This is a genomic window from Staphylococcus sp. LCT-H4, assembly GCF_001866145.1.
GTDB lineage: Bacteria > Bacillota > Bacilli > Staphylococcales > Staphylococcaceae > Staphylococcus > Staphylococcus succinus.
The window spans coordinates 991,135-1,014,028 of the sequence record NZ_MODY01000001.1; the positions used below are offsets into that span (position 1 = coordinate 991,135).

At 33.5% G+C, this 22,894-nt stretch carries 7 protein-coding genes; 6 read left to right on the forward strand and 1 reads right to left on the reverse strand.

All coding sequences use genetic code 11. The annotated features are described in order from the left end of the window. The first annotated feature begins 1,118 nt into the window (after window positions 1–1,118). Genes BK821_RS04505 through ychF form a run of 3 tightly spaced genes read left to right on the forward strand, consistent with a single transcriptional unit; the run spans window position 1,119 to window position 3,337 of the window. The gene (locus tag BK821_RS04505) at window positions 1,119–2,003 is read left to right on the forward strand and encodes a mechanosensitive ion channel family protein (protein ID WP_046836921.1); all 885 of its coding nucleotides are present in this window, start codon (window positions 1,119–1,121) and stop codon (window positions 2,001–2,003) included. Window positions 2,004–2,023: 20 nt separating this feature from the next. Next, window positions 2,024–2,239: a DUF951 domain-containing protein gene (locus BK821_RS04510; protein ID WP_046836920.1), complete on the forward strand. Its 216-nt coding sequence runs from the start codon at window positions 2,024–2,026 to the stop codon at window positions 2,237–2,239. Continuing rightward, a complete protein-coding gene (gene ychF, locus BK821_RS04515; protein WP_046836919.1) occupies window positions 2,240–3,337 on the forward strand; it encodes a redox-regulated ATPase YchF in 1,098 nt (365 codons plus the stop codon). 130 nt (window positions 3,338–3,467) lie between these two features. Here the strand turns inward: ychF and BK821_RS04520 are convergent, their stop codons facing one another. Next, a complete protein-coding gene (locus BK821_RS04520; RefSeq protein ID WP_046836918.1) occupies window positions 3,468–4,274 on the reverse strand; it encodes a GH25 family lysozyme in 807 nt (268 codons plus the stop codon). Window positions 4,275–4,706: 432 nt separating this feature from the next. Here BK821_RS04520 and rpsF point away from each other — a divergent pair, with 432 nt between their 5' ends. The 3 genes from rpsF (at window position 4,707) to BK821_RS04535 (ending at window position 22,840) form a co-directional block, all read left to right on the forward strand. After that, the gene (gene rpsF / locus BK821_RS04525; protein ID WP_046836917.1) at window positions 4,707–5,012 is read left to right on the forward strand and encodes a 30S ribosomal protein S6; all 306 of its coding nucleotides are present in this window, start codon (window positions 4,707–4,709) and stop codon (window positions 5,010–5,012) included. 18 nt (window positions 5,013–5,030) lie between these two features. After that, window positions 5,031–5,552 (forward strand): single-stranded DNA-binding protein, encoded by a 522-nt coding sequence (ssb, locus tag BK821_RS04530; RefSeq protein ID WP_046836916.1) that lies wholly within the window; start codon window positions 5,031–5,033, stop codon window positions 5,550–5,552. Between the two features lie 491 nt (window positions 5,553–6,043). Further along, complete coding sequence (locus tag BK821_RS04535; RefSeq protein WP_071331310.1) at window positions 6,044–22,840, forward strand: non-ribosomal peptide synthetase; 16,797 nt, start codon at window positions 6,044–6,046, stop codon at window positions 22,838–22,840. The last annotated feature ends 54 nt before the right edge of the window (window positions 22,841–22,894 follow it).

Below are 22,894 nucleotides of genomic sequence, written 5' to 3' on the forward strand. Positions count from 1 at the left end.
ACTGAGGGATATTTTTACATATTAAAAACGATACAATAGTTAAGTACCATTAATTTTTGAAGCGTTAAAGATAAATGCTGTATAAAAAATGCACTTACCGATGTAAGGGTCAGTAAGTGCTTGTTACTTATAGGTATTAGGAAACGTTATGTACTAAAAAGACTAATGTTATATAAATAATAGGGTGTTAAAGAATCATAATTTTTAATTAGAGCTCTTAGTGCGTGCGTTTATTTATAATGATGAAACGTTTGAATTTAAGTGTTTGTTTATAGAACGTCATAGTATGTTGTATCAGTATTTATGTAATGCAAACGTTGAGGTATTTAATACTATGATATAAACACTATTGGATATACTATCCTAATAATTTAAGTAATAATGATACTAATGATAATAATTCCATGTTGGTTTCCCTCCTTTGGCGTTTAGAACTATATTGAAGATGTAGCTTGAAAAATGATCAAGATATTTAAAGGCATACTATCTATAGTGAATCGTATGTCACATCTCCTTTATCAGAATATTACAACTATTGAGAGGGAATGTGTTGGAAAATCCCTGGGTGTTTATATTTTATGCCAAACTGTTAATATTTTTAATTAATCAAAATATAATTTTGTATTAAAATAATTAACTAAATATACAATATAAATAAATTGATTAGAATGTTAAAAGTAACTTGTCTATCATTTAGTTTTAAGAAGTTTGTTCATAAATGATAAATAATATGATTTTGTAAACACTTGTGTTCTAGTTGTTATATATAGTAATATTACTGACTGGGTGTTAAAGAATCATAATTTTTAATTATGGTTCTTTTTCTTTTGTCTTTTTTATTTGAGGTCATATAGCATATTGTAAGAAGCGCTGTGTGAGAGAATTTATAAATTACAATAGTTTATGGTGTTGATTTTAAAATAAACACTTAAATTTGTTGCTCAATGTGCATAATTAATATAAAATAATGAACGTTTGAAATTTATAGAATCTAGTGAGATAGTTTGATAAGGATATCCTTTTATTATAGAACAATTAGAGCTAAAGTTGGATTTGTTTCATAGAAAAAATAGTTATCATAGAATAATCATGTGTCTCGTTTTAAGGAGGAAATAGAATTGAATCAAGTTAAAAGTATCTTTTATTCATTAATAGAACCTTTAATGAAGCCGGAAACATATCAAACGCTAGTTTCTAACATCGTTATGATTGTTGTATATATCATAGTTGCGTGGATAGTCTTGCGTTTTATTAATAAGGGAATAGAGCAATTCTTTAAAATTCAAAATAAGGGTAAAAAGGCAAATAAAAAACGTTCAAAAACATTAGTATCACTCATTCAAAATGTAGTATCATATGTAGTATGGTTTATAGTGTTGACAACAGTGTTAAGTAAATTTGGTATCAGTGTTGAAGGTATCATTGCAAGTGCTGGTGTTGTAGGTTTAGCTGTTGGGTTTGGTGCACAGACAGTTGTGAAGGATATCATTACAGGTTTCTTTATTATTTTTGAGAATCAATTTGACGTAGGTGATTATGTTAAAATTAATAGCGCTGGTACAACAGTGGCAGAAGGTACTGTGAAATCAATAGGTTTAAGGTCTACTCGAATTAATACAATTACAGGTGAATTAACGACATTGCCGAACGGTAGTATGGGTGAGATTACAAACTATTCGGTAACGAATGGCGAAGCTATTGTAGAAATTCCTATTTCTGTGAATGAAGATGTGGAACAAGTTGAAAGTATTTTAAACCCACACTTTGAAGCATTACGCTCTAAATACTATTTATTTATATCAAATCCACAAGTCATTGGTATTAATTCAATTACGAGAGATGAGATCATGTTGAGTATATCTGCAGAAACAATACCTGGTGAAGGTGCAGCTGGTGCAAGGATTTTAAGGAAAGAAATTTTAAAATTATTCAAATTGGAAGAAATCAAAGTGCCACAACCTATGATGGTACAATATGATCCTAACCAACAAAATAACGTATAGGGTTTCGGAGGTGTGATAGAATGACATCTAATTACGGTTTAAATGATATTGTAGAGATGAAAAAACAACATGCATGTGGTACGAATCGTTTTAAAATCATTCGCGTAGGTGCAGACATCCGGATAAAATGTGAAAATTGTCAAAGAAGTATTATGATTCCAAGACAAACATTTAATAAAAAATTAAAAAAAATATTAGTATCACATCAAGATACTGAAAATAAGGAGAATGAATAAATGGCTTTAACAGCAGGTATTGTCGGTTTACCTAACGTAGGTAAATCTACACTTTTCAATGCAATTACAAAAGCAGGTGCGCTTGCAGCAAACTACCCATTCGCAACAATTGATCCAAACGTAGGTATCGTGGAAGTACCGGATAGCAGATTGAATGTTCTAACTGAAATGGTACAACCAAAGAAAACACTCCCGACAACATTTGAGTTTACTGATATTGCAGGAATAGTAAAGGGTGCATCTAAAGGTGAAGGACTAGGAAATAAATTCTTGTCCCATATCCGTGAAGTAGATGCGATTTGTCAGGTCGTGCGTGCATTCGAAGATGACAATGTCACACATGTTTCTGGACGTGTAGATCCGATTGATGATATCGAAGTGATTAATATGGAATTAGTATTAGCCGACTTAGAATCTGTAGAAAAAAGATTACCTAAAGTTGAAAAAATGGCAAGACAAAAAGATCCAGATTCAGTTAATGAAGTGCGCATTTTAACTAGAATCAAAGAAGCATTAGAAGAAGGTCAACCTGTGAGAGGATTAGAATTTACGGAAGAAGACCAAAAATATGTAAATCAAGCACAATTATTAACATCTAAAGAAATGCTCTATATAGCTAATGTTGGAGAAGATGAAATTGGCGATGAAGATAATGAAAAAGTTAAAAAAATCCGCGAATATGCAGATGCGGAAGAATCTGAAGTTATCGTTATTAGTGCGAAAATAGAAGAAGAAATTGCTACCTTAGATGACGAAGATAGAGAAATGTTCTTAGAAGATTTAGGTATTGAAGAACCAGGGTTAGACCGTTTAATTCGTACAACATATGATTTATTAGGTTTAGCAACCTATTTCACAGCTGGCGTACAAGAAGTACGTGCGTGGACATTTATAAAAGGTATGACAGCCCCACAATGTGCTGGTATCATCCATACAGACTTTGAGAGAGGCTTTATACGTGCCGAAGTGACGAGCTATGAGGATTATGTAGCATATGATGGTGAAAATGGTGCCAAAGAAGCGGGTAAACAACGCTTGGAAGGTAAAGAGTATATTATGAAAGATGGAGACGTCGTACACTTTAGATTTAATGTTTAAACAATAAGATTAATTGAGATGATATGGTTTTATTTCTAACCTAAGTAGTATGGTTGATAAAAAAGTCCTATCCGATTTTCAAAATCGGATAGGACTTTTTTTATTTTAGAATGCATTCTTTTTATGAGTTTTAAGAAGTAAACCAGTCTGGGTTTACACCTGGCCCTGTATAATTTGCATCTACATTTTGGTCTAATTCAGGTGAATGATAGGAATCTGTATACTGCCATAATACGTGTTCGCGAGTTGGTTCATCTGGATTGTAATTTGCAATCCAAAAACCATCATAGTCGCCCACAGAATTGGAAGCATGTTGAGTCATGAAGTTTTCGTAAGAATAAAATAGGACTTTCTTATTTCCTGCTAATCCCTTCATTTCATCATACCATGCAGATGTACTTTCATCTGTAGTGCCAGATGTTACAAAATTTTGTTCAAAGTCATTAATGTAGAAGCTCGCTTTTGGAGCACGATTATATAAAGTTTGTGCCTCATAGCGCGCATCATCTGGGTTTTCATACATACTATAAGAATAGACGCCGAATTTCATATTGTATTCATCTAATAAAGCAGAGTTATGTTCTAAAGTTGCATCGACTTTTTCTGAACCATATTGAGCACGAATAATAATAAAATCATAATTGGCTTTTAGGTCTTTGACTTGATTAGCAGTTAAATCACCTTGCCATTCAGAGATATCCAGGATACGTTCGCCATTTGATGTTGCTCCTGCTTCAGGTTTGATGTTATTCGAATCACCTGTTGCTTTTTGTTTTGAAAATTTTTCAGGATGTTTCTCTATGTACTTCTGATAACCGTAACCCATGGTACCTTTTTCGCTTGTAGTATTTTCAGCAGCTTGGGCTGAGTGGAAAGTGAAAGTTGAAGCGAGAATAACACTCAATGAGACTAAACTTTTTTTAATTGTAGAAACCATAATTTACTCCTTTGATATGTTTGATATTATGCGAATGTGGCTAATGACGAAATAAAGAAAAATATAAAAACTGAACATAGTTGATATGCTATTAGAATTAAAGTGATTTAGCAACCTTGCCTTGAAAGGTATTAAATTTTTATTTAATTTAAATGGTGTAAAAAATAAATAAAAATACATTCTCTACTATTATAGAAGTATAAGTGTATTCATAGTTCTAAATTTAAGTTTGTAAAAGGAAAGATATTTTGGCTTACAAGTTATAATGTTTCATATGAAACATTATAAAATATTTGTTTTTTGGTGTGTCGATAATCATTGTAAAATGTAATACCCTATGCTATAATTCTTGATTGTGAGTAATGAAAATTATTCCTTGCTTGTCGCAATTGATGACGAGCCGCATAGACCACAAGGAGGTGCAATTATAAAATGAGAACATATGAAGTTATGTACATCGTTCGTCCGAACATTGAGGAAGATGCTAAAAAAGCTGTTGTTGAACGTTTCAACGGAATTTTAGGTACTAATGGTTCAGAGGTATTAGAAGCTAAAGATTGGGGCAAACGCCGTTTAGCTTATGAAATTAATGATTTCAGCGAAGGTTACTACAATATCGTACGTATCCAAACTGAAGACAATGAAGCTACTGACGAATTCCAACGTTTAGCTAAAATTTCAGACGATATCATCCGTTACATCGTAATTCGTGAAGACGAAGATAAGACTAGAAAATAATAATTGGGGGTCGTTTAAATGATAAATAGAGTTGTTTTAGTTGGTCGTTTAACGAAAGATCCAGAATATAGAACAACACCCTCAGGCGTGAGTGTTGCGACTTTTACCTTAGCGGTAAACCGTACGTTTACAAATGCGCAAGGGGAACGCGAAGCAGATTTCATAAACTGTGTTGTTTTTAGAAAACAAGCAGATAATGTAAATAACTACTTATCAAAAGGTAGTTTGGCTGGCGTTGACGGTCGCATTCAATCACGTAGCTATGAAAACCAAGAAGGACGTCGTATTTTTGTAACAGAAGTTGTTTGTGATAGCGTTCAATTCCTTGAACCTAAAAATCAAAACCAACGCCATGCTCAAGAAGGGAATAACAATTCTCAAGATTATGGACAAAGTTTTGGTGGTCAACAATCAGGTCAAAATACGTCATCTTATCAAAACAACAACAATAATTCATCGAATAATAATGCTCAATCAAACAATCCATTTGCTAATGCAAACGGACCGATTGATATTAGCGATGATGACTTACCATTCTAAATTTACAAACATTGTGTGAATGTTACTGTAAATGTAAAAGATTTAATTTAATATGTGTGATTGTATTATATATGTGTGTGTGAATGTGTGAAATATAATACGATAAAAAGTACATCTTCAATTTATTGAAGATGTACTTTTTTAATACTATAACTATATGATAAAAGATTTTATATAGTTATAGGGAAGAGAAAAAATATGAAATTAATTATCTAAAAATTCAGTTTTATTTATATAGAATTTTGCGTAATTCAAACGTGTATTATTTCTTTACTTGCGAATAAAATTTAATTCTTATATTTATTTTATAATAATCGATAATTTACATATTTTTAACATTGTTAAAATTTTATTAACAATGTTTGATAAATTGATAAATGGGAATTTATTTTACTATATGCAAAATATAATACGTATAATATGATTGAATTATACTTTAAATAATATTATTATAAGTTATGTACTGTATATCGATAGGAGGTTCGCTTTAATTGATAAAAACAAAATTATTATCTTATGCACAAAAAGAAATATTACAAATCGAACAATTTTATGAAAACACAAGTATTAACAATATAGCTGGTGTGGTTCATGTAGAAAATGGATTAGGATACGAAAAAATAAACGAATCCTTCAATAAAGTGATAGAACAACATGACACACTTAGAATTAGAATTACCAAAGAAGATGGGGATTACAAGCAATATTTAGTAGATTATGAACATCAAGATTTTGAATTTGTAGATTTTTATCAAGATGAAGTTGGCTATGAAAAATGGGTTAAAGAAACTGCGAGTATGAATATCTTTGCCTTGGATGAAGATCTGTATAGGGTCATTATAGCGAAATGCCCAGATGGTCATTTAGGTATATTCTTGTTACAACACCATTTGATTAGTGATGCGTGGGGTGTAACAATCATTGTAGATAACCTCGTTAAAAAATTAGTTGATAAAGAAGATGAGGAGACAGAAAGCGCGACTTACTTTGAAGCAATTGCTTCAGAGAATGATTACGAAACTTCAAAAAGATTTACAAAAGATAAAGAATTCTGGTTAGAAAAATTAGAAAATTTCGAAGATAACATCCTTTTTGAAAAGACAACATTAGATAGTGCAGTAGGCAAAAGAATCAGTATTCACTTGCTTGATAAAGATACAGATAATATTAAGCGCTTTTGTGAAGAAAATGAAGTAAGTATAAGTAACCTGTTTTCGGCGATAATGCATGTTATTAAACATAAAAAAACGCTTTCTAAGACTAATTCAGTTGGATTGCTCATACATAATAGGAATAATCGAAAAGAAAAAACGTCAACAGGTATATTTTCAAGAGTTTTACCAATGATTGTAGAAATGGATAAAAATTTATCTATTAAATCTTATTTGAACAAAATAAAATTAGAAAGTCTTAACGTACTGAAGCACAGAAAATACCCTTATGACTACATTGTAGAAAATAGTGGAAATAAAAAGGGATTAGTAGATTGTTTCGTGTCCTTCCAGAACGCACAATATGATTCAGAATTTATGAATGATGGCTTTACAGACGAATGGTTAGATAATGGAACAAACAACGCGCCATTGAGTGTGAATATTAGTAATAGAAGTAGTAAAAATGGTTTAGACATTGATTATGACTATCAAATTGATGTATTGGATGAAGCAGGCGTTTATCAATTACACGAGACTATCTTAAATGTATTAAATAGTATGATTGAAGACCCTGAACGAAAAATTAAAGATATTGAAATTGTTTCTGGAGAAGAAAGAGAAATCATTTTAAATGACTTTAATAATACAGATTTAGCGTTGAATAATACACAATCATTCATTGAACGATTTGAAGAACAAGTATCTAAATATCCGAACAAAACAGCTATTAAGTACGAAGGGGAAAGTCTGACTTATAAAGCATTAAATGCTAAGGTCAATCAAATGGCGTATCGTTTACGTTCTGAAGGTGTGAAGGCTGATTCTCTTGTCGCTATTATGGCTAATCGTAGTTTAGAAATGTTAGTCGGCATCTATGGGATTATTAAAGCGGGTGGTGCATATGTACCAATCGACCCAAACTATCCAGCAGATCGTATCAACTATATCTTAGAAGATAGTCAACCAACAGTGCTATTAACAGATAATGCACTTCAAGAAGAGATTGTATACGATAAAAAAGTAATTGATATTTCAGATAATGAAACAATAGCATCATTACCTTCTGACAATTTAGAACACATTACAGATGTATCGAATTTAATGTATGTCATTTATACGTCAGGTACAACAGGTAAACCTAAAGGGGTTCTTGTTTCAGGTGAAAGCCTTATGAACCGCTTAAATTGGTTGATAGATAAATATGATATTGGTAATGAAGATGTTGTATTCTTTAAAACACCATTTACGTTTGATGTATCTGTATGGGAAGTATTTGGTTTCGGAATGATTGGTGCCCAAGCAGTATTGTTACCATCAGGCGAAGAAGGAAATCCGGAAAAAATTACTTCAGTTATACAAAACTATGCGCCAACGATGGTCCATTTTGTACCTTCTATGTTTAATGTGTTTATCAATTTCATTAAATCCACAAATCAAACACAGATGATTTCAAGTTTAAGATATGTCTTAGCAAGTGGTGAGGCATTAAAACCAACTATCGTAAACCAATTTAATGAGCTTATCGGTAGTAAAAATGATACACAATTAATTAATTTATATGGTCCAACGGAAGCGACAATCGATGTGACAAGCTTTGATTTTGATAGCAATGTTAAATATGATGTCGTGCCAATCGGAAAACCGATTGCAAATACGCAAGCATATATTTTGAACGAAGATAATAATTTAATGGGAATCGGTGTCCCAGGAGAATTATGTATCGGCGGTATTAATGTCACAAGAGGTTATCTCAATCGTCCAGAGTTAACACAAGAAAAGTTCGTTGATAATCCATTTGGAGAAGGCAAAATATACCGCACAGGTGATTTGGCTCAATGGAATGAAGACGGGAACATTTCTTATCTAGGACGTATAGATGAGCAAGTGAAAATACGTGGTTACCGTATCGAATTAGGCGAAATCGAGAGCGTGCTCCGTAAAAATGATGCTATTTTAAACGTAGCAGTTGTTGCGAAACCTATTATCGATGACGAGTTATCTATTTGTACTTACATTGTTTCAAATCAAGACATAGATTTTGAATCATTAAAAGCTGATTTGAGTCAACAATTGCCAGAATATATGGTTCCAAGTTATATGATGCAAGTAGATGAATTACCTGTATCTTCAAGTGGTAAATTGAATAAAAAAGCCTTACCAGAAATCAAAGTAGGTAACTTAGAATATGTTGCACCTAGAAACGATATGGAAACAATGATTGTTGAAATATTTAGTACTGTATTGAATGTAGAGCGTGTGAGTATTTTTGATAATTTCTTTGAAATTGGTGGTCATTCACTGAAAGCTATTAGTGTGATAAATGAAATTGAAAGTAAGACTTCAAAACGTTTACCACTTAAGAAGATTTTTGATAATCCAACAGCAGCACTTCTTACAAAAGTAATCGATAATGAAGTGAGCGATGCTATCGAACGTCGCATTCCTTTAGCAGAAACTAAACCATATTATTTAACTTCTTCACCTCAAAAACGCTTGTATGTGTTAAATGAAATGGTGGAGGGTCAAACTGCTTATAACATGGCGAGTATGTTAGAAATTCGCGGTGATGTTGATGTAGACCGTGTTAGAAGCACTTTCCAAGCATTAGTGAACCGTCATGAAGCATTGAGAACACACTTTGATACTGTAGATGGGGAACCAGTTCAAATTATTGATGAAGAAGGTAGCATTCATATCGACTATGAAGAAGCCCAAACAGATGATTATGATTCACTATTAAGTGATTTTGTTGAACCATTTGATTTAGCGCATGCGCCTTTATTAAGAGTCAAAGTAGTGAAGTGTGCTGAAAAACAATATATCTTATTATTTGATATGCATCATATTATCTCTGATGGTTTTTCAATTAATCTAATTATTAAAGAATTTACAGCATTGTATAAAGGTCGTGCATTAGAGGAATTAAAAGTACAATATAAAGATTATAGTGAGTGGATGCGTTCTCGTGATTTAAATGAACAACGTGAATTCTGGGTATCTCAATTTGAAGAAGAAGCGCCAGTATTAGACTTACCATACGATTATGCTAGACCAAACCAACAAAGCTTTACAGGTAGAACAGTTAGCATGGAAATGCCTGAAAAAACAAGAAATGCAATTAACCAATTATCGCAAGCGACAGGTAGTACAGATTACATGATATTACTATCTTCATTTATGGTATTATTGCACAAATATAGTCGACAAGAAGATATTGTTGTTGGTAGTCCGATTTCTGGAAGAACACATAAAGATACAGAAAACATGTTAGGTATGTTTGTAAACACACTAGCAATGCGTTCTAATCCAGAGCGTAACAAATCGTTTAACCAATTGCTTTCTGAAGTTAAAGATACATCTTTGAGAGCATTTGATAATCAAGAATATCCATTAGAGGCGCTTGTGGATGAAATCGTAGAGAAACGTGACTTAACACGTAATCCATTATTTGATGTGTTATTCACATTCCAAAATAATGAAAATGAAAGTTTCCAAATCGATGATTGGTCAACAGAACAAAAAGAAGCATCATTTACAAATGCTAAATTTGATTTAAGTATGACGATTCACGATAACGATGGATACAAAATTGCTTTAGAGTATGCGCAAGAACTATTTGATCAAGATACAATCGAGCGTATGTTAACGCACTTTATGGAACTTCTTTCAAACATAGCAGAAGAACCAGAGTTGAAAATTAGTGATATTGAAATGGTGACTCAAGATGAAAAAGATGTCATATTTAATGACTTTAATAATACGACAGTGCCATTTAATAACACGCAAACATTTGTAGAACGTTTTGAAAATCAAGTAGCTAAAACGCCAGAGAAAACAGCCATCACATATGAAGGTGAAAGTCTAAGTTATCAAGCATTAAATGATCGTGCGAATCAACTAGCGCATCAATTACGCAATGAAGGCGTAAAAGCAGATTCTCTTGTTGCCTTGATGACAAATCGTCGATTAGAAATGATGATTGGTATATACGGTATCCTTAAAGCCGGTGGTGCGTATGTTCCAGTAGATCCAAATTATCCAAAAGATCGCATCAACTATATTTTAGAAGATAGTCAAGCAACGGTATTACTCACTGATAGAACACCAGACAGTGATATCGCTTATGATAATACAGTGATTGATTTAACTAAGAACCAAACGCTGAAAACATTACCAACAAATAATTTAGAACACATTACAGATGTCTCTAACTTAATGTATGTCATCTATACATCTGGTACAACAGGACGACCTAAGGGAGTGCTTGTTGCTGGTGAAAGTGTAATGAATAGATTGAACTGGGTGTACGATAAATATAATATCGATAGCGATGATATTATTTGCTTCAAAACACCATTTACATTTGATGTATCAGTGTGGGAAATTTTCGGATTTGCAATGGTTGGTGCACAAGCTGTGTTATTACCATCAGGTGAAGAAGGTAATCCAGAACAAATCACTTCTCTAATCCAAACATCTGAAGCAACAATGGTTCACTTTGTGCCATCTATGTTTAATGTATTTATCAACTACATTAAGGCGACAAAACAAGCGCACTTGGTTTCTAGCTTAAGATACGTTTTAGCTAGTGGTGAAGCACTAAAACCAGAATTAGTAAATCAATTTAATGAATATATTGGTGGTAAAAATAATACACAACTGATTAATTTATATGGTCCTACAGAAACAACTATTGATGTAACTAGTTTTGAAACGGACAGTGATGTCCACTATAGAGCAATACCAATTGGTAAACCAATTGCGAATACACAAGCCTATATTTTAGACGAAGATAACCATGTAATGGGTATTGGTGTTTCTGGAGAGCTTGTGATTGGTGGGGTAAACGTTTCAAATGGTTACTTAAACCGTCCAGAATTAACTCAAGAAAAATTCATCGACAATCCATTTGGTGAAGGCAGATTGTATCGCACTGGAGATTTAGCTCGTTGGAATGCTGACGGTAATATTTCTTATTCTGGTCGTATTGATGAACAAGTTAAAATTCGTGGCTACCGTATCGAATTAGGTGAAATTGAAAGTGTATTACGTCAAAACAATGCCGTTTTAGATGTAGCAGTCATTACGAAACCTATGGTTGATGACGAATTAGCGATTTGCGTTTATATTGTGTCAGATCAAGAGATTGACTTTGAAACAGTGAAAACAGAATTAAATCAAAAATTACCAGACTATATGGTTCCATCTTATATGACTCAAATAGATGAACTGCCTGTGTCTTCTAGTGGTAAGTTAAATAGAAGAGCATTACCAGAAATTAAAGTTGAAAGTAAAGTTTATGTGGCACCTGAAACAGAAACAGAGTCAATGTTAGCTTCTATTTTTGAGTCAGTTTTAAATATCGAACAGGTAAGTACAAATGACAATTTCTTTGAAATTGGTGGTCACTCACTAAAAGCAATTGGTATCATTAATAAAATTGAGAGTGAAGTTGGTAAACGCCTACCATTAAAATTAGTATTTGAAAGTCCTACAATTGCTCAACTTGCAAAAGTAGTCGACGAATATACTGAAAATGGTGCGGGTCAAAGCATTCCTCAAGCTGAAGTACAACCATATTATTTAGCTTCATCGCCTCAGAAACGTCTATACGTTTTAAATGAAATGGTAGAGGGTCAAACTGCATATAATATGCCGAGTATGTTAGAAATTAAAGGTAACGTTGATGTAGAACGTGTTCAAAGCGCATTCCAAAAACTAGTGGATCGTCACGAAGCGTTAAGAACACACTTTGAAACAATCAAAGGTGAACCAGTTCAAGTTATTAATGAAACTGCAAATATCATTGTAGATTATCAAGAAACTGAGACAGAAGATGAAGCAACGTTATTAAATGAATTTGTACAGCCATTTGATTTAAGTAAAGCACCATTATTAAAAGTTAAAATAGTTAAGATAGCTGAACAACGTTATGTATTGCTATATGATATGCATCATATAATTTCAGATGGATTCTCGATTAATTTAATAACGAAAGAATTCTCTGCTTTATATCATGAACAAGCTTTAGAACCAATAAAAGTACAATATAAAGATTACAGTGAGTGGATGCGTTCTCGTGATTTAAATGATCAACGTGAATTTTGGTTATCTCAATTTGAAAATGAGGCACCAGTATTAGACTTGCCATATGATTACTCTAGAACAAATCAACAAAGCTTTACTGGTAAAACAGTAAGTGTCGAGATGCCTGAAGACGTTCAAAGCGCAATCCATCAATTGTCACAAACAACAGGTAGCACAGATTATATGATTTTATTATCATCATTTATGGTCTTATTGCATAAATATAGCAGACAAGAAGATGTCGTTGTGGGTAGTCCGATTTCAGGACGTACACATAAGGATACTGAGGATATGTTAGGTATGTTTGTAAATACACTAGCAATGCGCGCATACCCAGAAAGAAATAAATCGTTTAATCAATTGTTGTCTGAAGTAAAAGACGTAGCGTTAAAAGCTTATGACAATCAAGAGTATCCATTAGAAGAGTTATTAGATGAAGTGGTGGAAAAACGTGATTTAACACGTAATCCATTATTTGATGTGTTATTCACATTACAAAATAATGAAAAACAAAATCTACAGATTGAAGATTGGTCTATAGAACAAAAAGAAACTTCAGATACAAATGCAAAATTTGATTTGAGTATGACAATTCATGAAAATGATGGTTACAAAGTTTCATTAGAATATGCACAAGAATTATTCAGTGAAGATACTGTAGAACGTATGTTAGCCCACTTTGTAGAGATAATTTCTAATGTTGTTCGTCGTCCAGAGCAAAACATTAGTGATATTGAAATCATTACTGATACAGAAAGAGAAACAATTCTGAAACAATTTAATAATACTGAGTTAGCGCTTAATAATTCAGTGACATTTGTAGAACGTTTTGAAAAGCAAGTTGAAAAAACACCGCATCAAATTGCAATCTCATATGAAGGTGAGAGCTTAACATATCTAGCGTTGAATGAACGTGCAAATCAGTTAGCTCATCAATTGCGTAACGAAGGTGTTAAACCGAATAGTCTTGTAGGATTAATGTCACGTCGTCACTTAGATATGATGGTAGCTATATACGGTATTCTCAAAGCTGGCGGTGCATATGTACCACTTGACCCAGAACATCCGAATGAGCGTACAAACTTCATATTAAGTGATAGCCAACCGCGTGTATTATTGTCTGATGATAATGTTGACTATGGTATTAAATATGAAGGTGAAATTATTAAAATAACTAATAATTCATTCCTTGATAATTTACCAACTGAAAACTTGCCGCATGTGACGAATGTTTCAAACTTAATGTATGTGATTTATACATCAGGTACGACGGGCAAACCAAAAGGTGTAATGGTCCCTTATAGAAGTGTTATGAACCGTTTGAACTGGATGATTGATGAGTTTAATCTTGGACATCAAGATAAAATCTTATTCAAAACACCGTTCACATTTGATGTGTCTATTTGGGAAGTATTCGGTTGGGCAGTAATGGGTGGTCAAGCAGTCTTACTACCTTCTGGAGAAGAAAGTAATCCTGCGAAGATTACATCACTAATAGAAGCAGAAAACATTTCTATGGTCCATTTTGTACCTTCAATGCTAAGTGTATTTATCGACTTTATTAAAACAACAACTAATGACAAAGCCATTGCATCATTGAATCATGTCATTACAAGTGGTGAAGCATTAAAAGCTGAGCAAGTGAATCAATTCAACCAACTCATTGGTGCTGAAAATAATACATCATTATATAACTTATATGGACCAACAGAAACAACGGTTGAAGTGACATATTATCCATGCTTTGCAAATGAAACATATCATGAAATTCCAATCGGTAAACCTATTGCGAATGCGCAAGCATATGTGATGAATGAAGATAATAATTTATTGGGCATCGGTGTGCCAGGAGAACTTTGTATTGGCGGTATAGCTGTAACAGATGGTTACTTAAATCGACCAGAATTAACTGCTGAAAAATTTGTGGACAATCCATTTGGTGAAGGTAAAATGTATCGAACTGGTGATTTAGTTAAATGGAGTAACGATGGCCAAATCGACTATATTGGACGTATTGATGAACAAGTTAAAATCAGAGGTTATCGTATTGAGTTGGGAGAAATTGAAAGTTTAATCGCCCAAATCGATTACATTTCAGAAGTAGCAGTTGTTACGCAATCAGGCGAAACTAATGCAGATTTAATGATTGCAGCATACGTTGTATCAGAAGCATCATTTGATTTCGACGCAATTAAAGCAACACTTGGTAAGAAATTGCCGGAATATATGATTCCAACATTAATGATGCAAATTGAGAGTTTACCAGTAACAGCAAACGGCAAACTAGATAAAAAAGGATTGCCAGAAATCAAACTGGAAAATAAAACATATGTTGAGCCAAGAAATGAAACAGAAGCAACGATTGCAGAAGTTTATAGTAATGTATTAAATCTTGATCGCGTAAGTGCTTTAGATAATTTCTTTGAAATAGGCGGACATTCATTAAGAGCGATTAGTGTTATCAATGAAATTGAAAGCAAGTTATCAGTGCGCATACCATTGAAGACAATTTTTGAAAACCCAACAGTGTCTCAATTAGCTAAAGCAATTGGTAATCATGCGAACGATGTAAGCAGCCAAGAAATACCATTAGCCGAAACTAAAGATCATTATTTAGCATCATCGCCACAAAAACGCTTATATGTATTAAATGAAATGATGGATGGTCAAACAGCTTATAATATGCCGAGCATGTTAGAGGTTCGTGGAGAAGTAGATGTAGAACGCGTGCAACATGCTTTCCAAAGTTTAGTAGATCGTCACGAAGCGTTAAGAACACATTTTGATACGGTGGACAGTGAGCCAGTACAAATCATAGATGAGCATGCAAATATCACGGTTGATTATGAAGAAGCGTCGACGGATGATTATGAGACACTTTTAAATAACTTTATTAGACCATTTAATTTAGCTCATGCACCTTTATTAAGAGTTAAAGTCGTTAAATGTGCTGAACAGCGTTATGTATTGTTGTTCGATATGCATCATATTATATCTGACGGTTTCTCTATCAATTTGATTATTAAAGAATTTACTTCTTTATATCATGGTCAAGCATTGGAAGCATTGCAAGTTCAATATAAAGATTATAGTGAATGGATGCATACGCGTGATTTAGAGGGGCAACGTGAGTTCTGGTTATCTCAATTTGAAGATGAAGCACCAGTGTTAGACTTACCATATGATTATTCACGTTCTGTTCAGCAGAGCTATACAGGTAAGACGGTTAGTGTAGAAGTACCAGAAGCGCTACGTCATGACATTCATAAATTATCTCAAGCAACGGGCAGTACAGATTACATGATTCTCTTATCTTCATTTAACGTGTTGTTACACAAATATAGTCGTCAAGAAGATATTGTGGTAGGTAGTCCAATTTCTGGAAGAACACACAAAGATACAGAAAATATGATGGGTATGTTTGTAAACACGCTAGCTATGCGTTCGTATCCTGAAAGAAGTAAAACATTTAGTCAGTTACTTTCTGAAGTGAAGGATACATCATTGAAAGCATATGATAATCAAGAATACCCACTAGAAGCGCTTGTGGATGAAATTGTTGAAACACGTGACCTAACACGTAACCCATTATTCGATGTGTTATTCACATTACAAAATAATGAAAAAGAAAGCTTACAAATTGAAGACTGGTCAGTTGAACAGAAAGAACCTGAAACAACAAATGCCAAATTCGATTTAAGTATGACAATCTTTGAGGACGATGGTTATAAAATTTCATTAGAGTTTGCAGAAGAATTGTTTAATCGAGATACAGTGGAGCGCATGTTAGCACATTACATCGAAATTCTAACAAATAGTGTTCAACAGCCTGAACAAAAAATCAGTGAACTTGAAATGATTACTAAACAGGAAAAAGAAACAATATTTAATGATTTTAATGACACAACAGTTGCATTTAATAATACAAAAACATTTGTAGAAATATTTGAAGCACAAGTAGCTAAAACACCGGATCAAACTGCTATTACGTATGAAGGTGAAAGCTTAACTTATGAAGCATTGAACGCTAAAGCCAATCAACTTGCGAATTATTTACGTATTGAAGGTGTAAAACCCAACACACTAGTTGGCTTGATGACAAATCGTCGATTAGAAATGATGATTGGTATCTACGGTATTCTTAAAGCAGGTGGCGCTTATGTTCCTATAGATCCAAATTATCCAAGTGATCGTATTAATTACATTTTAGGAGATAGTAAACCGAGCGTGTTATTAACGGATCAAACTTTAGATGCAACGATTGACTTCAATCAAGCAGTGTTGGATTTAACAGATGACTCTATCGTAGCGACACAATCTACAGATAACTTGTCTCAAGTTACAGATGTTACAGATTTGATGTATGTTATTTATACATCTGGTACGACAGGTAAACCAAAAGGTGTTATGGTTCCGTATAAAGGTGTCATGAACCGTCTACATTGGATGATTGATAAATATTACATCAGTAGTGAGGATACGATTCTATTTAAAACACCATTTACGTTTGATGTTTCTGTTTGGGAAATTTTTGGCCTATCAATGGTTGGTGGCCAAGCAATATTATTACCTTCTGGTGAAGAAAGTAATCCAGAAAAAATAACATCGCTTATTGAACAGCACAAGATTTCAATGGTTCACTTTGTACCATCTATGTTAGGTGTGTTTATCGACTTTATTAAATCAACAAATAAAGTAAATGATATCGCAACTGTCAACTATGTACTGGCAAGTGGTGAAGCATTAAAAGCAGAACAAGTAAATCAATTTAATGATTTGATTGGTGAACCAAATAACTCACTATTAATTGATTTATATGGACCTACAGAAGCTTCAATTGAGGTTATCTATTATCCATGTACAGCGGATCAAACGTATGACACGATTCCAATTGGGCGTCCAATCGCGAATATTCAAGCTTATATTATGAATGAAGATAATAATCTTATGGGTATCGGTGTTCCTGGAGAATTATGTATCGGGGGCGTAGGTGTCACGAAAGGTTACTTAAATCGACCTGATTTAACGGATGAAAAATTCATTGATAATCCGTTTGGCGAAGGTAAATTGTATCGTACAGGCGATTTAGCGAAATGGAGTACAGAAGGTAACGTGGAATACCTTGGTCGTATTGATGAACAAGTGAAGATACGTGGTTATCGTATTGAGCTTGGCGAAATTGAAAGCTTATTACGTCAAATTGACCACATTTCAGATGTTGCAGTGGTTGCTAAACCAATGGCAGGCGAAGAATTAGCGATATGTGCTTACTTGGTATCTGATGAAGGAATCGACAATGATGAGATTAAATCGACACTTGGTCAAAAACTGCCTGATTATATGGTTCCAGCGTATATGACTCAAATTGAGCAATTACCAGTGACTTCAAACGGTAAGTTAGACAAGAAAAAACTACCTGATATCAAAGTTGAAAGTAAAGCTTATGTTGAACCTACAAATGAAACAGAAGCCGTACTTGCTTCGATTTATGAAAATGTATTGAACATCGATCAAGTGAGTATTAACGATAACTTCTTTGAAATTGGTGGACATTCACTAAAAGCAATTGGCGTTATTAATAAAATTGAAGGTGCCGTGGGCGTGCGTTTACCATTAAAAGTAATGTTTGAGAGTCCTACAGTGGCACAACTTGCAAAAGTTGTCGACGATCAGGCGAACGATTTTAGTGGCCAAACTATTCCTAAAGCACAACCAAAGCCTTACTATTTAACATCTTCTCCTCAAAAACGTCTCTATGTATTAAATGAGATGGCTAAAGGTCAAACGGCATATAACATGCCAAGTATGTTAGAAATACAAGGCGAAGTAGATCTTGACCGTGTGCAAAATGTATTCCAATCATTGATTGCACGTCACGAAACATTGAGAACACATTTTGAAAACGTGGATGGCGATCCTGTACAAATTGTTAATGAAACAGCTCCTATTACTGTAGCATTTGAAGAAGTTGCGACAGATGATTATGAAACATTAATTAATGACTTTGTACAACCGTTCGATTTAAGTCAAGCGCCATTGCTAAGAGTTAAGATAGTTAAACTGGCTGAGAAACATTATGCATTACTCTTTGATATGCACCACATTATCTCTGACGGTTTCTCTATTAATTTGATTATTAAAGAATTTACTTCTTTATACCATGATCAAACTCTAGAAACATTGAAAGTTCAATATAAAGATTATAGTGAATGGATGCATTCTCGTGATTTAAACGATCAACGTGAGTTCTGGTTATCTCAATTCAAAGAAGAAGCACCTGTGTTAGATTTACCTTATGATTATATAAGACCAAAATCACAAAGTTTCACAGCTAAAACGGTGACTGCTGAAATGTCAGAAGAAACTAGAAATGCATTACATCAATTAACACAAACAACGGGTAGTACAGATTATATGATTCTATTATCTTCATTTATGGTCTTACTGCATAAATATAGTAGACAAGAAGATGTCGTTGTCGGTAGTTCAATTGCAGGTCGTACGCACCAAGATACTGAAAATATCTTAGGTATGTTCGTAAATACATTACCAATGCGTGCTTATCCTGAAACGAACAAATCATTCAAACAATTATTAAGTGAAGTCAAAGATGTTTCATTGAAAGCTTACGACCATCAAGAATACCCATTAGAGGAATTAGTGGATGAAATTGTTGAAAAACGTGATTTAACACGTAATCCATTATTTGATGTACTCTTTACATTACAAAATAATGAAAGAGAAAGCATTCAGATTGAAGATTGGACGGTTGAGCCTAAAGAAGCGGCAAGCGCTAACGCTAAGTTTGACTTGAACATGATGATTGAAGATGATGGTGCTTATAAAGTGACGTTAGAGTACGGCGCAGAATTGTTTGATGATCAAACAATCGAACGTATGTTAACGCATTATATGGAAATATTGAATGATATTGCCCAACAACCAGAAAAAAATATTGGCGATATTGACATCACAACAGCTGATGAAAGAACTCAGGTACTTGAAACGTTTAATGACACGTATAAAGATATGGATAATAGACGTACATTTATTGATCATTTTGAAGCGCAAGTTAAACGTACACCAGATCGTAAGGCAATAACTTACGATGGTGAAAGTATGACATACGCCGAATTGAATGCTAAAGCTAATCAATTAGGTCATTATTTAAGAGGCAAAGGTGTGAAACCAAATACCTTGGTCGGTATGTTAACAAACCGTACTTTAGATATGATGGTTGGTATTTACGGCATCTTGAAAGCAGGCGGGGCATATGTTCCAGTTGATCCTAATAATCCTACTGACCGCATTAACTTTATGTTAGAGGATAGTCAACCAAGTCTCTTGCTGACAGATAGCCCATTAGATACGGCCATTCAATTCGACAATGAAGTGATAGACTTAACAGCTGAATCTATCTTCACTGAGTCCTCAGAAGAGAACTTAGAACAAGTTACAAATGCTGATGATTTGATGTACATCATTTATACATCAGGTACCACTGGTAAACCTAAAGGTGTAATCGTATCTTACGAAGGTGTCATGAACCGAATTAACTGGATGATTGACGAATTTAATATCGATAGTAAAGATATCGTGTTATTTAAAACGTTATATACTTTTGATGTATCGGTTTGGGAAATCTTTGGCTTTGCAATGGTTGGTGCACAAGCTGTGCTATTACCATCAGGTGAAGAAGGTAATCCAGATGCGATTGCTACACTGATTGAGAAAGAACAAGTTACGATGGTTCACTTTGTACCTTCGATGCTTGGTGTATTCATAGATTATGTTAAATCAGCGGATAGAGTGAATGATATTGCTACAATTAACTATATCCCAGCAAGTGGTGAAGCGTTGAAACCAGAACAAGTCAATCGCTTTAATGATTTAATAGGTGGACCAAATGATACAGTGTTAATCGACTTATATGGACCGACAGAAGCTTCTATTGAGGTTGTGTGTAATCCGCTACCTGCAAGTAAAGTTTACGATATCATTCCTATCGGTCGCCCAATTTCAAATGTTCAAATTTACATTTTAAATGAAAAACATAAGTTACTTGGAATTGGTGTACCAGGAGAATTGTGTATTGGCGGTATTGCTGTCACACATGGTTATCTCAATCGCCCAGAATTATCAGAACAACAATTTATCGACAACCCATTTGGAGAAGGTAAATTATACCGTTCAGGTGATTTAGCGAAATGGAGATCAGACGGTGAGATTGAATATATCGGTCGTATTGATGAACAAGTTAAAATACGTGGTTATCGTATCGAACTTGGTGAAATTGCCAGTCATTTACGTCAGATTGATTATATTTCAGACGTGGGTGTCATTGTTAGACCAATGGTAGGCGACGATTTATCAATTTGTGCCTACTTAGTTTCAGACACTGATATTTCATTTAGTGATGTGAAAGCTGAGCTGACTCAAAAAGTGCCAGACTATATGGTTCCAGCTTATATGATGCAAATTGATCAGTTACCACTTACTGCAAACGGAAAACTTAACAAACGTGCATTACCAGAAATAGAAATTGAAAGTAAAGCATATGTTGGCCCAAGAAATGCAGTCGAAGCTACAATTATAGAAGCAGTTGAAAATGTGTTAAATACTGAAAGCGTAGGCGTTTATGATAACTTCTTCGAAATTGGTGGCGATTCAATTAAGGCAATTAAGCTGACATCAGAACTTTCAAAAACGTATAATATCTCGATTAAAGATATCTTTGAATTACAAACGATTGAACGCATAAGTGAAGCGCTTGATGATAGTGCAGATACTAACTTGTTGACTAAGTTAGCGTCACTCAAAGAAATGAACTTAGATCAAACACATCAGTTTAGCAGTGAATTTATGAAAGAAATCAATGATTACAAAGATAATAGTGCGCGTGAATATGAAGTGATTGCTTCGGATGCCGAGAAACATGGCAAAAATGTTCTGCTTACGGGTGCTACAGGATTCTTTGGTGTTTACTTACTAAATTATTTATTAGAGGATACAGACTTTAATATTTATGTAATGGTGAGAAGTAACAAAGAGATAACTGGCGAAACTAAGTTGAATAATAACTGGATTTATTACTTTGAATCTCAAATGAGTGATGAATATGCGAATAGAATTCACATCGTCGAAGGTAATATTGAAGCTGATCATTTAGGTATAGCTGACGACACGTACCAAGCATTAGCGCATGATATTGATATTATCGTAAATGCTGCCGCTAACGTTAATCACTTCGCCACAAAAGGTGCTTCATATGGTGCTAACGTTGTAGGTATTGAACAGCTATTACAATTTGCTCAAGATGATAATCCAAAAGAAATACATCATATGTCTACAATTTCTATTGCTTCTGGTAAAGTAGAAAACAAAGCGCAACTTACGTTCACTGAACATGACATTGATATCGGTCAAAAACCTAATAATGTTTATTTAGATAGTAAGATTGCTGCCGAGAAACTATTAATTGCTAGTAGAGACAAAGGCGTAAATACAAATATCTACAGATTAGGTAATTTACAATGTGATTCTCGAACTGGTTTATTCCAGAAAAATGAAGAAAATAACGCCTTTTACAGTGTTATAAAATCATTTAAGTCACTACAAAAATTCCCGGATCTTCCGCATGATAGTTTAGAATTTACACCAGTTGATCAAGCAGCCGAAGCATGTAGTAAGTTGATTAAAAATAATCAATTGAGTAATGAAATACACCATATATACAATACACATCACTTAACACTTAAACAGTTAATGGGTGTATATAATCAACATGATTATAATATTGAAAAAATACAATGGAATGAATTAATGGACTATTTAATGGAATGTATTGAAAATGGTGTGAAGAGTGATGAAATCAATGATTTCTTATTACACACAGGTATACTAGACAATAATATGTTCAATAAATCTCATTTTGAAGTAATGGATTTCAAAACCAACTTTATTCTTAAAAAATTAGATTTTGAATGGAAAGTAACAGATAATGAATTATTATCTAAAATGATTACTCATCCAAAAAATAATTTCTAGACAATATTGAGGCAGCAAAATAATTATTTGCTGCTTCATTTGTCTTTATTTAAT

Bases quoted from the DNA above. Each gene is read 5' to 3' on its own strand.
- BK821_RS04510 (WP_046836920.1), top strand. From the start codon at position 2,024: ATGACATCTAATTACGGTTTAAATGATATTGTAGAGATGAAAAAACAA.
- ychF (WP_046836919.1), top strand. From the start codon at position 2,240: ATGGCTTTAACAGCAGGTATTGTCGGTTTACCTAACGTAGGTAAATCT.
- ssb (WP_046836916.1), top strand. From the start codon at position 5,031: ATGATAAATAGAGTTGTTTTAGTTGGTCGTTTAACGAAAGATCCAGAA.
- BK821_RS04520 (WP_046836918.1), bottom strand. From the start codon at position 4,274: ATGGTTTCTACAATTAAAAAAAGTTTAGTCTCATTGAGTGTTATTCTC.
- rpsF (WP_046836917.1), top strand. From the start codon at position 4,707: ATGAGAACATATGAAGTTATGTACATCGTTCGTCCGAACATTGAGGAA.